Here is a 13,765-nt window from a genome sequence, read left to right as displayed (position 1 = left end):
GGTTACTCGGCCGTCGAGGAAGGGCGGGGCGTGGAGTTGGCGGGCGGCACGGGATCATAGCCACCGGGATGCCAGGGATGGCAGCGACCCAGGCGACGCAGGGTCAGCCAGCCACCACGCAAGAGGCCATGATGTTCGATGGCCTCTTGCGCGTAGCAGGAACAGCTGGGGTGGAAGCGACAGTGGTTGGCCATCAAAGGGCTGATGGCGTAGCGGTAAAACTGGATCAGAAGAAGCGCCAGTTTACGCATGGGAACTATCGGCTACCCCCGGAGGTTCGGTTGCGGTTTCCGGCCGGGGTCGGTTGCGCACCAGACGCTTGAAGAGTTTGCCGAACTGCTGGTGCAGCTCGGGATTCTCCAGGTCGCCCAGGCCCTTGCGCGCGATGATCACGATGTCCAGACCAGCCAGGGCTTCCTGGTTGTGCCGGAACGTTTCACGGATCACGCGTTTCAGGCGATTGCGCTCGACGGCGAGCTTGACGTTCTTCTTGCCGATCACCAGGCCGAGGCGGGGGTGATCCAGAGCGTTTTCGCGCGCCAGCAGCAGGACGTGCTTACCGGGAACCTTGGCGCTGGGGGAGTCGAAGACTGCTGTGAAGTGCCGGGAAGTCAGTAGACGCTTTTCCCGTTCGAATCCTCGACTCACCACCGGTGCCGGGCAAATCAGACGGTCAGACGCTTACGGCCCTTGGCGCGACGACGCGACAGAACCTGACGGCCGTTCTTGGTAGCCATACGGGCGCGGAAACCATGGACGCGAGCGCGCTTGAGGGTGCTGGGTTGGAAAGTACGTTTCATTGTTCGGTACCTGGGTTGACGACTTGAGGTCGTAGTGACCCCGTTTAAAGAGACCGGCGATTCTAGTGAAAAGCCAGCGGCAGGTCAATTTCCAACCAGCGTGCCCGATGAAATAGAAAGTAAGAGGAGATTTTTTGAATAAAGGATTGTGAAAGCAATTGATGTTGGTGGAGCGTTTTTGTGTGGATAAGTCAATTCCGGCCGCACCGGCTGCGATGATTGGCGAAGGACAGCTCTGTCGATTGCTGGTGGGCTCATTGTGCTTCCCCTGTGGGCAAGCTGGGGGTGAAAGGCGCTGTTGTCCACAGCTGACTTGCCAACAGAGTTCTCCCTGGACTTCTTCCCAGGCCTTAATGGTGGTTATCCACAAGTTTTCGGGTGTTCCAGTGGCTGGTGCCTGTGCATCATTAAGGTCTTGATTTTGCTTGCCCACTTGTTGATTTCTCGTGTGGATAAGTCTGTAAGGGAGGGCTACAATAGGCGTTTCCTTTGGCTCCGTGCCTTCGAAACCCTTGGGGGATACCCGTGTCCGTGGAACTCTGGCAGCAGTGCGTGGAATTGCTCCGCGACGAGCTGCCATCCCAACAATTCAATACCTGGATCCGCCCATTGCAGGTGGAAGCCGAGGGCGAGGAGCTGCGTGTCTACGCACCGAATCGCTTCGTGCTCGACTGGGTCAACGAAAAATACATGGGTCGCCTGCTCGAGCTCCTTGGGGAGCGCGGCAATGGGCAGATCCCGGCGCTCTCCTTGCTGATCGGCAGTCGCCGCAGCCGCGCGCCGCGTCCGGCACTGGTGCCGCAAAGCCACGCCATGCCGGCGCCGACCATCACTCCGCAGCCGACTCCAGCTCAGGTGCGTGCGGCCAAGGCCCAGGCCTACCAGGCCGAAGCACCCGCTCAGGAAGAAGCAGCCGCGCGCGTCCAGCAGATGCAGCTGAACGTGCAGGAGCCGATACCGGACATCGACGAGTCGAGCCCGAGTATCGATCCGCTCGCCGCAGCCATTCCAGCGCCTGCGGTGCGCACCGAGCGCAACGTGCAGGTAGAAGGTGCGCTCAAGCACACCAGCTACCTGAACCGCACCTTTACCTTCGAGAACTTCGTCGAAGGTAAATCCAACCAGCTCGCGCGCGCCGCGGCCTGGCAGGTTGCAGACAACCTCAAGCATGGCTACAACCCGCTCTTCCTTTATGGCGGCGTGGGCCTGGGCAAGACGCACCTGATGCACGCTGTGGGCAACCACCTGCTGAAGAAGAACCCCAATGCCAAGGTCGTGTACCTGCATTCCGAGCGATTCGTGGCGGACATGGTCAAGGCGTTGCAGCTGAACGCGATCAACGAGTTCAAGCGCTTCTACCGTTCGGTTGACGCGCTGCTGATCGACGATATCCAGTTCTTCGCGCGCAAGGAGCGCTCCCAGGAGGAGTTCTTCCACACATTCAACGCGCTCCTCGAGGGCGGCCAGCAGGTGATCCTCACCAGCGACCGCTATCCGAAGGAGATCGAAGGCCTGGAAGAGCGCCTCAAGTCGCGCTTTGGCTGGGGCCTGACGGTAGCCGTCGAGCCTCCGGAGCTGGAGACTCGCGTGGCGATCCTGATGAAGAAGGCCGAGCAGGCCAAGGTCGAGCTGCCTCACGACGCCGCTTTCTTCATTGCGCAACGCATTCGCTCCAATGTGCGTGAACTGGAAGGTGCACTGAAGCGGGTAATCGCGCATTCGCACTTCATGGGGCGCCCGATCACCATCGAGCTGATCCGCGAGTCGCTGAAGGACCTGCTGGCTCTGCAGGACAAGCTGGTGAGCATCGACAACATCCAGCGCACTGTCGCCGAGTACTACAAGATCAAGATCGCCGACCTGCTGTCCAAGCGCCGTTCGCGCTCGGTCGCTCGTCCGCGCCAGGTCGCCATGGCGCTGTCGAAGGAACTGACCAACCACAGCCTGCCGGAAATCGGCGTGGCCTTCGGCGGTCGGGACCACACCACTGTGCTACATGCCTGTCGTAAGATCGCTCAATTGAAGGAATCCGACGCGGACATCCGCGAGGACTACAAGAACCTGCTGCGTACGCTGACCACCTGAGGCCAAGCTGCAGCCCCACAAGGCAAGGGAATAGACCATGCATTTCACTATTCAACGCGAAGCTCTGTTGAAACCCCTGCAACTGGTCGCTGGCGTGGTGGAACGCCGCCAAACGCTGCCGGTTCTTTCCAACGTCCTGCTGGTAGTCCAGGGCCAGCAGCTGTCGCTGACCGGTACCGACCTCGAGGTCGAGCTGGTTGGTCGCGTCAATCTGGAAGAGCCGGCCGAGCCCGGCGAGATCACTGTCCCGGCACGCAAGCTGATGGATATCTGCAAGAGCCTGCCTTCGGACGTGCTGATCGATGTGCGCGTCGATGAGCAGAAGCTCGTTATCAAGGCCGGTCGCAGCCGCTTCACGCTGTCGACCCTGCCGGCCAACGACTTCCCGACTGTCGAGGAAGGCCCGGGTTCGCTGACTTTCAGCCTGGTGCAGAGCAAACTGCGTCGCCTGATCGACCGCACCAGCTTCGCCATGGCCCAGCAGGACGTGCGCTACTACCTCAACGGCATGCTGCTCGAGGTATACGCCGGCACTCTGCGCGCCGTGTCCACCGATGGTCACCGCCTCGCCATGTGTTCGCTGTGCGGTGCTGTGCCGGAGGCGCAGGATCGTCACCAGGTTATCGTTCCGCGCAAGGGCATCCTCGAGATGGCCCGTCTGCTCACCGAGCAGGACGGCCAGGTCGACATCGTTCTCGGCCAGCACCACATTCGTGCTACCACCGGCGAGTTCACCTTCACTTCCAAGCTGGTCGACGGCAAGTTCCCTGACTACGAGCGTGTTCTGCCGAAAGGCGGTGACAAGCTGGTTATCGGTGATCGTCAGCTACTGCGCGAAGCGTTCAGCCGTACCGCCATTCTCTCGAACGAGAAATACCGCGGCATTCGCCTGCAACTGTCTTCCGGTCTTCTTAAGATCCAGGCGAACAACCCGGAGCAGGAAGAAGCGGAAGAAGAAGTGCAGGTTGATTACAACGGCAGCAGCCTGGAGATCGGCTTCAACGTCAGCTATCTGCTCGACGTATTGGGCGTGATGGGCACCGAGCAGGTTCGCATGATCCTCTCCGATGCCAACAGCAGCGCGCTGGTCCAGGAAGCTGACAATGACGACTCCGCTTACGTCGTCATGCCGATGCGGCTCTGACGTTCACTGAATGTCACTGACCCGCGTCTCGGTCACCGCGGTGCGCAACCTGCACCCGGTGACCTTCTCCCCCTCTCCCCGCATCAACATCCTCTACGGCGAAAACGGCAGCGGTAAGACCAGCCTGCTCGAAGCCATCCACCTGCTCGGCCTTGCTCGTTCCTTCCGTAGCCTGCGGCTCAACCCTGTCATCCAGTACGAACAGCCAAGCTGCACGGTCTTCGGCCAGGTTCAGCTCGGCAATGGTATGAGCAGCAATCTCGGTGTGGCTCGTGATCGCCAGGGTGAGTTCCAGATTCGTATCGACGGGCAGAACGCGCGCAGTACGGCGCAACTCGCCGAAACCTTGCCGCTGCAGCTGATCAACCCGGACAGTTTCCGTCTGTTGGAAGGTGCGCCGAAGATTCGCCGGCAGTTCCTCGACTGGGGAGTGTTCCACGTGGAACAACGCTTCATGGTCGCCTGGCAGCGGCTACAGAAGGCGCTGCGCCAGCGGAACTCGTGGCTCCGGCATGGTAGACTGGACGGTGCTTCGCAAGCTGCGTGGGACCGCGAGCTGTGCACTGCGAGTGAAGAAATCGATGGCTATCGACGGTCCTATATCCAGGCGCTCAAGCCGGTCTTCGAGCAGACCCTCGGCGAGTTGATCCAGCTGGACCAGCTCACCCTGAGTTATTACCGCGGTTGGGACAAGGATCGCGAGCTGAGCGAGGTGTTGAACAGTAGCTTGCTACGCGACCAGCAGATGGGACATACCCAGGCTGGACCGCAGCGTGCCGATTTACGGATTCGACTGGGCAGTCATAACGCGGCGGAGATCCTGTCGCGAGGGCAGCAGAAACTGGTGGTTTGCGCCCTCAGGATTGCCCAGGGTCACCTGATCAATCAGGCCAAGCGAGGACAATGCGTCTACCTGGTAGACGACCTGCCCTCCGAACTGGACGAGAAGCACCGTCACTCGCTGTGCCGGTTGCTTGAAGATTTGGGTTGCCAGGTATTCATCACCTGCGTCGACCCTGAACTATTGATGGACGGCTGGCGAACGGACACGCCGGTTGCCATGTTCCACGTGGAACATGGGCATGTCTCTCAGACCACCCCCGGGAGTGAAGAATGAGCGAGAACAATACGTACGACTCTTCCAGCATCAAGGTGCTGAAGGGGCTGGACGCGGTACGCAAGCGTCCAGGCATGTACATCGGCGACACGGACGATGGCACCGGCCTGCACCACATGGTGTTCGAGGTGGTGGACAACTCCATCGACGAGGCTCTGGCTGGCTTCTGCAGCGAGATCAGCATCACCATCCACACCGATGAGTCGATCACCGTTCGCGATAACGGCCGTGGTATTCCGGTCGATATCCACAAGGAAGAAGGGGTTTCGGCGGCCGAGGTCATCATGACCGTACTGCACGCCGGCGGTAAGTTCGACGACAACACCTACAAGGTTTCCGGCGGTCTGCACGGCGTGGGTGTGTCCGTGGTCAACGCACTCTCCGAAGAGCTGCGCCTGACCATTCGCCGTGAAGGCAAGGTCTGGGAGCAGATCTACCACCACGGTGTTCCGCAGTTCCCGCTGCGCCCGGTCGGTGAGACCGAAGGCTCGGGCACCGAAGTCCACTTCAAGGCTTCCGCCGAGACCTTCAGCAACATCCACTTCAGCTGGGACATCCTGGCCAAGCGTATCCGCGAGCTGTCCTTCCTGAACTCCGGCGTCGGCATCGTCCTGCGCGACGAGCGCTCCGGCAAGGAAGAATTGTTCAAGTACGAAGGTGGCCTGCGCGCCTTCGTCGAGTACCTGAACACCAACAAGACCGCGGTGAACCAGGTCTTCCACTTCAACACCCAGCGCGAGGAAGATGGCGTTGGCGTGGAGATCGCCCTGCAGTGGAACGACAGCTTCAACGAGAACATCCTCTGCTTCACCAACAACATTCCACAGCGTGACGGTGGTACCCACCTGGCGGGCTTCCGCTCCGCCCTCACCCGCCACCTGAACAACTACATCGAGCAGGAAGGCCTGGCGAAGAAGTACAAGATCGCCACCACCGGTGACGATGCCCGCGAAGGCCTGACCGCGATCATTTCGGTGAAGGTGCCGGATCCGAAGTTCAGCTCGCAGACCAAGGACAAGCTGGTTTCCTCGGAAGTGAAGACTGCCGTGGAACAGGAAATGGGCAAGTACTTCGCCGACTTCCTGCTGGAGAACCCCAACGAGGCCAAGGCAGTGGTCGGCAAGATGCTCGACGCCGCCCGCGCCCGTGAAGCCGCGCGCAAGGCCCGCGAGATGACCCGCCGCAAGGGTGCGCTGGACATCGCCGGTCTACCAGGCAAGCTCGCCGACTGCCAGGAGAAGGACCCCGCCCTCTCCGAGCTGTACATCGTGGAAGGTGACTCCGCGGGCGGTTCTGCGAAGCAGGGCCGTAACCGCAAGACCCAGGCGATCCTGCCGCTCAAGGGCAAGATCCTCAACGTCGAGAAAGCTCGCTTCGACAAGATGCTGTCCTCCCAGGAGGTCGGCACCCTGATCACCGCGCTGGGCTGCGGTATCGGTCGCGAGGAGTACAACATCGACAAGCTGCGTTACCACAACATCATCATCATGACCGATGCTGACGTCGACGGTTCGCACATCCGTACCCTGCTGCTGACCTTCTTCTTCCGCCAGCTGCCCGAGCTGGTCGAGCGCGGCTACATCTACATCGCCCAGCCGCCGCTGTACAAGGTGAAGAAAGGCAAGCAGGAGCAGTACATCAAGGACGACCTGGCCATGGAGGAATACATGACCCAGTCGGCCCTCGAAGAGGCCAGCGTGCACGTCAACGAAAGCGCCCCGGGCCTGTCCGGCGAAGCGCTTGAGAAGCTGGTCAACGAATACCGCGCGGTGATGCGTACCCTCTCCCGCCTCTCGCGCCTGTACCCGCAGGACCTGACCGAGCACTTCGTCTACCTGCCGCGTATCGACGTCGAGCAACTGGGCGACCAGGCTGCGATGCAGGGTTGGCTGGAGCAGTTCCAGGCACGCCTTAAGGGCTCGGAGAAGTCGGGTCTGACCTATACCGCCAGCCTGCGCGAAGACCGCGAACGTCACCTGTGGCTGCCGGAAGTTGAAATGGTCGCCCACGGCCTGTCCAACTACGTCACCTTCAACCGCGACTTCTTCGCCAGCAACGATTACCGCTCGGTAACCGACCTGGGCGCCAAGCTGAACAGCCTGATGGAAGAAGGCGCCTATGTGCAGAAGGGCGAGCGCAAGAAGGCGGTCTCGAGCTTCAAGGAAGCTCTGGACTGGCTGATGGCCGAAGGCACCAAGCGCCATAGCATCCAGCGATACAAAGGTCTGGGTGAGATGAACCCGGAGCAGCTGTGGGAAACCACCATGGACCCGAACGTGCGCCGCATGCTCAAGGTAACCATCGAGGACGCCATCGCTGCCGACCAGATATTCAACACCCTGATGGGCGATGCCGTGGAGCCGCGCCGCGACTTCATCGAAAGCAATGCCCTGGCGGTGTCGAACCTGGACGTCTAAGCGCCTTGCCCAACCCGGGCGTGCGCGCCCGGTGTTTGACGAAGCCCCTGCCCGGAACTCCGGCCAGGGGCTTTCGTTTTTCCGGGGTTAGAAAGCGGCGCCGGGGCGCAGCGGGAAACTCGCCTCGGGATAGCCTGCATCCTCGGGGATGCGCAGGTGGCGGATGCCAGCGATCTCTTCCAGCCAAGGTTGCACGCTGCAACGGGGACGCGTGCGAGCCATCGCCAAAGCCTGCACGACGGTGTCGATGCCGTGGAATAGCCGTAGGTTTTGCGCCGTGACGAATACCAGGCTGCGCCGGCCCGCCTCGCCTTCTGCCAGTGCCTGATGGGGAGTGATCCACAGGGAGTCCACGGCTTCGCCTCCATCGTGCTGGGCGCTCTGCCCGGCCGGCGCGGCTGCGAGAAAGAAGCGGGTGTCGAAGCGTTTGTCGAGGAAGTCCGGGGTTACCCAATGGGCGAAAGGTTCGAGTAGGTCGGTGGCGAGAAGGAGATCCTCGGCCTCCAGCATTTCGAACAGGCCGGTAGCGTCCAATTGCAGGCGCAATTGCCAGCGCGCCCTCAGTCCGCCCACGTCGGCCTCGCTCAACAAGCTGGCGTCGCCCGCCCTTCTAGCCAGCAACAGGCCGCTTTCCTCGAAGACTTCACGGATGCCCGCTACGCGGAAACGTAGCTCGTCATCGCTCAAGGATTCCGCGCCGATGCAGCGAGCCCGCAAGGCGGAATGGCCGTCTGTGCTTTCTACCTTGCCGCCGGGGAATACGAGAGCGCCGGGACAGAAGCCGACCTGCTGGTTGCGCACCAGCATCAGTACCTCCAACCCTCCCCCGTTGTGCGCTTCGCGAATGAGCAAAACGGAGGTGGCGGGGCGTGGATTTTGGCTGGTCATGGCGTGGCTCTTCCCTGGCGTCTGCCTTGAGCTTATAGGCCGCCAGGAAGGCGCGCACAGGGCGTATCGGACAAAGCCCAGGGGATGACCGTCGTAATGGACGATCAGGCCGTAGAAACGAAAACAGGGCCCTTGGGCCCTGTCTCTGGAATCGCTCTAGCGGGTCAGGCGACGTCGGCCTGGGCGCTCGCTTGCGGCGGCAGTTCGCCGATCCCGCGCAAGGCGTTGGCTACCCATTCCTCGGCGCGCTGGTTGAGCTCGGCGATAGCACGCGGGCCTTCGCCCTCGGCGTACATCAGCGGGCCGATCATCACCTCGATGGTGCCCGGATGCTTGGCCCAGCCGTTCTTCGGCCAGCAGTGGCCGGCGTTGTGCGCGATCGGCAGTACCGGCAGGTTGGCGTTCACTGCCAGGGCGGCGCCGCCGCGGGAGAACTTGCCCATTACGCCAGTGGGGATGCGTGTGCCTTCCGGGAAGATCAGCACCCAGGCGCCCTGCTGCAGGCGTTCGTGCCCCTGCTTGGCGAGCTGCTTGAGGGCGACCTTGGGTTGGCTGCGGTCGATGGCGATTGGCTTGAGCAGTGCCAGCGCCCAGCCGAAGAAGGGCACGAAGAGCAGTTCGCGCTTGAGCACCTGGCTCAGCGGCGCGAAGTAGCCGGACAGGAAGAAGGTCTCCCAGGTGCTCTGGTGCTTGGAAAGAATCACGCAGGGTTTCTGCGGGATGTTCTCCAGGCCGCTCAGGCGGTAGCGCACGCCGACCATGTGCCAGGCCAGCCAGACGGCGAAGCGGCACCAGCGCTGGACGACGAAGCGATAGCGCGCTTCGAACGGCAGGAGGGGGGCGAGCAGCAGGCTCAGGGTGCCCCAGGCGAAGGCGCTGAACGACAGCAGCAGGTAGAAGAGGACGGTTCTGGTGGCCTGCACTATCGACATGTTCAGCGCGACTCCTTAGGTCAAGAGGTGTGCGGCGACGGCCGCAAGATCGTCGAAGACCAGCGTGCCTTCGGGCAGCGGCTTGGCCAGGGTTCGTTCGCCCTTTCCGGTTTTCACCAACACGGGCTGACAATCGACGGCCAGGGCCGCCTCCAGGTCACCCTTGCTGTCGCCAACGAACCAGACGCCTTGCAGCGGCCGATCATAATGCGCGGCGATCTGCCGGAGCATACCCGGCTTCGGCTTGCGGCAGTCGCAGCCTTCGTCGGGCCCATGGGGACAGTAGACGATCAGGCCGAGTTCCCCGCCCTGCTCCGCCACCAGCTCGCGCAGGCGCGCGTGCATGCTTTCCAGGGTCGCCAGGTCGTAGTAGCCGCGGGCGACGCCGGACTGGTTGGTGGCCACTGCCACGGTCCATCCCGCCTGGCTCAGGCGAGCGATGGCAGCGATGGCGCTGGGGATCGGAATCCACTCGTCGAGGGACTTGATGTACTCGTCGGAGTCGAGGTTGATGACGCCGTCGCGGTCGAGGATCAGTAGCTTCATACGGTTCAAATCGGGGCCGGTTCCGCGCAGGGTGCGCGGAACCGGGTACCCGTATCAGCCCAGCAGGGAGATGTCGGCGACGCCGAGGAACAGCCCGCGCAGCTTCGCCAGCAGCGCGTAGCGGTTGGCCCGCACGGCGGCATCGTCGGCGTTGACCAGGACTTCCTCGAAGAAGGCGTCCACCGGCGCGCGCAGGGCGGCCAGGCGGGCCAGGGCGGCGCGATAGTCGCGAGCCTGGGCCAGCGGAGCCACTTCGCCTTCGGCACCGGCCACGGCGTCCGCCAGGGCGCGCTCGGCGTTCTCCTGCAGGCGATTGCCGTCGACTTGTGCCGGGACCTCGCCTTCGGCCTTGGCCAGGATGTTCGACACACGCTTGTTGGCGGCGGCCAGGGCTTCGGCTTCCGGCAGCTGACGGAACGCCTGCACGGCTTGCACGCGCTGGTCGAAGTCCAGTGGCGCGGTCGGGGTCAGGGCGCGGACGGCTTGGTACACCGCGACGTCCACACCTTCGTCTTCGTAGCGCGCACGCAGGCGGTCGAAGATGAAGTCCTGCACCTGGGCGGCCAGGCCTTCGGCCTTGACCTTGTCGCCGTACTGGCCGATGGCGAAGGCGATGGCTTCACCCAGGTCGAGGTCGAGCTGCTTCTCGATGAGGATACGCAGCACGCCGAGGGCGGCGCGGCGCAGGGCGTACGGGTCCTTGCTGCCGGTGGGCAGCATGCCGATGCCGAAGATGCCGACCAGGGTGTCGAGCTTGTCGGCCACGGCCACGGCAGCGCCGGTCAGGGTGCTCGGCAGTTCGGCGCCAGCACCGCGCGGCATGTACTGCTCGTTCAGCGCGAGGGCGACGTCCTTGGCTTCGCCGCCGGCGGTGGCGTAGTAGTAACCGGCGATGCCCTGCATCTCCGGGAACTCGCCGACCATCTCGGTGGCCAGGTCGCACTTGGACAGGATGCCGGCACGGGCGGCGTTCTTCGCGTCACCGCCGATGCGCTCGGCGATGAAGGCGGCCAGGGCGGAAACGCGCTGGGCCTTATCGAACACGGTGCCGAGCTGGGCCTGGAAGACCACGTTCTTCAGGCGCTCGTTGAACTGCTCGAGCGGCTGCTTCTGGTCCTGCTTGAAGAAGAACTCGGCGTCGGTCAGGCGCGGGCGCACGACCTTCTCGTTGCCGGAGACGATGTGCTCCGGTGCCTTGCTCTGCACGTTGGCCACGGTGATGAAGCGCGGCAGCAGCTTGCCGTTGGCGTCCAGCAGGCAGAAGTACTTCTGGTTGTCCTGCATGGTGGTGATCAGGGCTTCCTGCGGCACGGCGAGGAAGCGCTCCTCGAAGGAGCAGACCAGCGGCACCGGCCACTCGACCAGGGCGGTCACTTCGTCAAGCAGGTCGGCCGGCACCACGGCAGTGCCCTTCTGCTCGGCAGCCAGTTCGGCGACGCGCTTGGCGATGATTTCGCGGCGCTCGGCGAAGTCGGCCAGCACGTGGGCGCTGCGCAGGTCTTCCAGGTAGTTGGCCGGGCTGGAGATCAGCACGTTGTCCGGGTTGTGGAAGCGGTGGCCGCGGGATTCACGGCCGGCTTTCTTGGTGAGGATCTCGCAGTCGACGACGTCGTCGCCGAACAGCATCACCAGCCACTGGGTCGGACGGACGAACTCTTCGCGGCGGGCGGCCCAGCGCATGCGCTTGGGAATCGGCAGCTCGTTCAGCGAGGTCTCGACGATGCTCGGCAGCAGGCCCACGGCCGGCTGGCCGGCGATGCTCTGGCTGAACTTGAGCTTCGGGCCGCTCTTGTCGATCTGCTCGAGGTCGACGCCGCATTTCTTGGCGAAGCCCAGCGCAGCCTGGGTCGGGTTGCCGTTGGCGTCGAAGGCGGCCTGCAGCGGCGGGCCGTCGAGGTTCACGGTGCGGTCGGGCTGCTGCACGGCGAGCTGGTCGATCTGCACGGCCAGGCGGCGCGGCGCGGCGTAGTAGCGGGCGGCCGAGTAGGTCAGGCCGGCGGCCTTCAGGCCTTTCTCGATACCGGCGAGGAAGGCTTCACCGAGGCTTTTCAGGGCCTTGGGGGGCAGCTCTTCGGTGCCCAGTTCGACGAGGAAATCCTTCGCGCTCATTATTCGGCCTCCTTCAGCTTGGCCAGTACTTCGTCACGCAGTTCGGGGGTGGCCATGGGGAAGCCAAGGCGCGCGCGGGCCTGCAGGTAGCTTTGCGCCACGTTACGGGCCAGGGTGCGCACGCGCAGGATGTAGCGCTGACGCTCGGTCACCGAGATGGCGCGGCGGGCGTCCAGCAGGTTGAAGGTGTGCGAGGCCTTGAGGACCATCTCGTAGGTCGGCAGCGGCAGTTGCAGCTCGATCAGGCGGTTGGCTTCGCTTTCGTAGAAGTCGAACAGCTCGAAGAGCTTCTCGACGTTGGCGTGCTCGAAGTTGTAGGTCGACTGCTCCACTTCGTTCTGGTGGAACACGTCGCCGTAGGTGACCTTGCCGAACGGGCCGTCAGCCCAGACCAGGTCGTACACCGAGTCGACGCCCTGGATGTACATGGCCAGGCGTTCGAGGCCGTAGGTGATCTCGCCGGTGACCGGGTAGCACTCGATGCCGCCGACCTGCTGGAAGTAGGTGAACTGGGTCACTTCCATGCCGTTCAGCCAAATTTCCCAACCCAGGCCCCAGGCGCCGAGGGTCGGCGATTCCCAGTTGTCTTCGACGAAGCGGATGTCGTGCACGAGCGGGTCGATGCCGATGGCCTTCAGCGAGCCCAGGTAGAGCTCCTGGAAGTTCTCCGGGTTCGGCTTGAGGACGACCTGGAACTGGTAGTAGTGCTGCAGGCGGTTCGGGTTCTCGCCATAGCGGCCGTCGGTGGGGCGGCGGCTGGGCTGCACGTAGGCGGCGTTCCAGGTTTCCGGGCCGACGGCGCGAAGGAAGGTGGCGGTGTGGAAGGTGCCGGCGCCAACTTCCATGTCATAGGGCTGCAGCACCACGCAGCCCTGATCGGCCCAGTATTTTTGCAGGGCGAGGATCAGGTCCTGGAAGGTGGGCACGGCGGGCGTAGTCTGGCTCACGAAAATCACCTGTGCTGGGTATGCGACTAAAACCCCGCAGTATACCCGAAGCCGCATGCCGCTTGGGGTTTCCACGCTTCCGGGGCGACCGCTGCGACAGCCTGTGACTGTATTTTCATACAGTATGCAGACTATAGTGATTGCCTTTCCCAACCCTTCGAGGCCGACCGCCATGCCCCGCTGCTTCTGGTGTAACGACGACCCGCTGTACATCGCCTACCACGACACCGAATGGGGCGTGCCGCTGAGGGATGCGCAGAAACTGTTCGAGCTGCTGCTCCTCGAGGGCGCCCAGGCCGGGTTGTCGTGGATCACCGTGCTGCGCAAGCGTGAGCGTTACCGCGAGGTGCTGTTCGGCTTCGACCCCGAGCGCCTGGCGCGCATGAGCGACGAGGAGATCGAGGAGCGCATGCAGGACCCGGGCATCATCCGCAACCTGGCCAAGCTCAAGGCCGCCCGGCAGAACGCCCTGGCCTGGCTGGCCCTGCCCGATCCGGTGGAGCTGCTGTGGTCTTTCGTTGGAGGCCAGCCGAAGGTCAACCATTTCAGCGGACGCGGCGATGTCCCGGCGGTGACGCCCGAGGCCGAGGCCATGAGCAAGGCGCTGAAGAAGGCCGGCTTCACCTTCGTCGGTCCGACCATCTGCTACGCGTTCATGCAGGCCAGCGGCATGGTGATGGACCACACCACCGATTGCGACCGCTACGCAGAGCTATCCTGACGCCGGTCGAGGAACCTGTAGGAGCGCGCCATGCGCGCGATTCGCGGCCATGGGCCGCT

General features: G+C 63.2%; 13 protein-coding genes. 5 read left to right on the top strand and 8 right to left on the bottom strand.

Annotated elements, in window-relative coordinates; translation table 11 throughout:
* Positions 1-2 precede the first annotated feature (2 nt).
* The 3 genes from yidD to rpmH are packed head-to-tail and all read right to left on the bottom strand — an operon-like array spanning position 3 to position 800.
* Positions 3-251 carry a membrane protein insertion efficiency factor YidD gene (gene yidD, locus ACA097_RS12650; protein ID WP_043256750.1) on the bottom strand — a complete coding sequence of 83 codons (249 nt, stop codon included), beginning with the start codon at positions 249-251 and terminating at the stop codon, positions 3-5.
* Positions 244-651: a ribonuclease P protein component gene (gene rnpA / locus ACA097_RS12645; protein ID WP_371370313.1), complete on the bottom strand. Its 408-nt coding sequence runs from the start codon at positions 649-651 to the stop codon at positions 244-246. The genes yidD and rnpA overlap by 8 nt, the downstream gene beginning before the upstream one ends.
* A 14-nt stretch (positions 652-665) precedes the next feature.
* Positions 666-800, bottom strand: coding sequence for a 50S ribosomal protein L34 (gene rpmH, locus ACA097_RS12640; protein ID WP_003100258.1), 135 nt, complete (start codon positions 798-800; stop codon positions 666-668).
* A 525-nt stretch (positions 801-1,325) separates the two neighbouring features.
* Between rpmH and dnaA the strand changes: the two genes are divergently transcribed.
* The 4 genes from dnaA to gyrB are packed head-to-tail and all read left to right on the top strand — an operon-like array spanning position 1,326 to position 7,563.
* Positions 1,326-2,885, top strand: a complete 1,560-nt coding sequence (dnaA, locus tag ACA097_RS12635; protein WP_371370312.1) for a chromosomal replication initiator protein DnaA — start codon at positions 1,326-1,328, stop codon at positions 2,883-2,885.
* Positions 2,886-2,922: 37 nt separating this feature from the next.
* Positions 2,923-4,029: a DNA polymerase III subunit beta gene (dnaN, locus tag ACA097_RS12630; protein WP_371370310.1), complete on the top strand. Its 1,107-nt coding sequence runs from the start codon at positions 2,923-2,925 to the stop codon at positions 4,027-4,029.
* A gap of 10 nt (positions 4,030-4,039) precedes the next feature.
* Positions 4,040-5,146 carry a DNA replication/repair protein RecF gene (gene recF, locus ACA097_RS12625; RefSeq protein ID WP_371370309.1) on the top strand — a complete coding sequence of 369 codons (1,107 nt, stop codon included), beginning with the start codon at positions 4,040-4,042 and terminating at the stop codon, positions 5,144-5,146.
* Complete coding sequence (gene gyrB / locus ACA097_RS12620) at positions 5,143-7,563, top strand: DNA topoisomerase (ATP-hydrolyzing) subunit B (protein ID WP_043247961.1); 2,421 nt, start codon at positions 5,143-5,145, stop codon at positions 7,561-7,563. The genes recF and gyrB overlap by 4 nt, the downstream gene beginning before the upstream one ends.
* An 87-nt stretch (positions 7,564-7,650) precedes the next feature.
* On the opposite strand, the gene ACA097_RS12615 is transcribed toward gyrB, so the two are convergent.
* From ACA097_RS12615 to glyQ, 5 genes are all read right to left on the bottom strand, one after another.
* Positions 7,651-8,370: a hypothetical protein gene (locus ACA097_RS12615; protein ID WP_371370308.1), complete on the bottom strand. Its 720-nt coding sequence runs from the start codon at positions 8,368-8,370 to the stop codon at positions 7,651-7,653.
* 245 nt (positions 8,371-8,615) lie between these two features.
* Complete coding sequence (locus tag ACA097_RS12610; protein WP_043247962.1) at positions 8,616-9,383, bottom strand: 1-acyl-sn-glycerol-3-phosphate acyltransferase; 768 nt, start codon at positions 9,381-9,383, stop codon at positions 8,616-8,618.
* A 15-nt stretch (positions 9,384-9,398) separates the two neighbouring features.
* Positions 9,399-9,929 (bottom strand): D-glycero-beta-D-manno-heptose 1,7-bisphosphate 7-phosphatase, encoded by a 531-nt coding sequence (gmhB, locus tag ACA097_RS12605; protein WP_043247964.1) that lies wholly within the window; start codon positions 9,927-9,929, stop codon positions 9,399-9,401.
* A 54-nt stretch (positions 9,930-9,983) separates the two neighbouring features.
* Positions 9,984-12,038 (bottom strand): glycine--tRNA ligase subunit beta, encoded by a 2,055-nt coding sequence (glyS, locus tag ACA097_RS12600; RefSeq protein WP_160285383.1) that lies wholly within the window; start codon positions 12,036-12,038, stop codon positions 9,984-9,986.
* Complete coding sequence (gene glyQ / locus ACA097_RS12595; protein ID WP_207884869.1) at positions 12,038-12,985, bottom strand: glycine--tRNA ligase subunit alpha; 948 nt, start codon at positions 12,983-12,985, stop codon at positions 12,038-12,040. Before glyQ ends, glyS begins: the two co-directional genes overlap by 1 nt.
* 172 nt (positions 12,986-13,157) lie before the next feature.
* Here glyQ and ACA097_RS12590 point away from each other — a divergent pair, with 172 nt between their 5' ends.
* Positions 13,158-13,706 (top strand): DNA-3-methyladenine glycosylase I, encoded by a 549-nt coding sequence (locus ACA097_RS12590; RefSeq protein ID WP_160285384.1) that lies wholly within the window; start codon positions 13,158-13,160, stop codon positions 13,704-13,706.
* The last annotated feature ends 59 nt before the right edge of the window (positions 13,707-13,765 follow it).

Source organism: Pseudomonas sp. QL9, assembly GCF_041409665.1.
GTDB classification, from domain to species: Bacteria; Pseudomonadota; Gammaproteobacteria; order Pseudomonadales; family Pseudomonadaceae; genus Pseudomonas; species Pseudomonas knackmussii.
This window is presented reverse-complemented; position numbering and strand designations above follow the sequence as displayed.

Bases quoted from the DNA above. Each gene is read 5' to 3' on its own strand.
- recF (WP_371370309.1), top strand. From the start codon at position 4,040: ATGTCACTGACCCGCGTCTCGGTCACCGCGGTGCGCAACCTGCACCCG.
- yidD (WP_043256750.1), bottom strand. From the start codon at position 251: ATGCGTAAACTGGCGCTTCTTCTGATCCAGTTTTACCGCTACGCCATC.
- rpmH (WP_003100258.1), bottom strand. From the start codon at position 800: ATGAAACGTACTTTCCAACCCAGCACCCTCAAGCGCGCTCGCGTCCAT.
- ACA097_RS12590 (WP_160285384.1), top strand. From the start codon at position 13,158: ATGCCCCGCTGCTTCTGGTGTAACGACGACCCGCTGTACATCGCCTAC.
- ACA097_RS12610 (WP_043247962.1), bottom strand. From the start codon at position 9,383: ATGTCGATAGTGCAGGCCACCAGAACCGTCCTCTTCTACCTGCTGCTG.
- gmhB (WP_043247964.1), bottom strand. From the start codon at position 9,929: ATGAAGCTACTGATCCTCGACCGCGACGGCGTCATCAACCTCGACTCC.
- glyS (WP_160285383.1), bottom strand. From the start codon at position 12,038: ATGAGCGCGAAGGATTTCCTCGTCGAACTGGGCACCGAAGAGCTGCCC.
- ACA097_RS12615 (WP_371370308.1), bottom strand. From the start codon at position 8,370: ATGCTGGTGCGCAACCAGCAGGTCGGCTTCTGTCCCGGCGCTCTCGTA.
- dnaN (WP_371370310.1), top strand. From the start codon at position 2,923: ATGCATTTCACTATTCAACGCGAAGCTCTGTTGAAACCCCTGCAACTG.
- gyrB (WP_043247961.1), top strand. From the start codon at position 5,143: ATGAGCGAGAACAATACGTACGACTCTTCCAGCATCAAGGTGCTGAAG.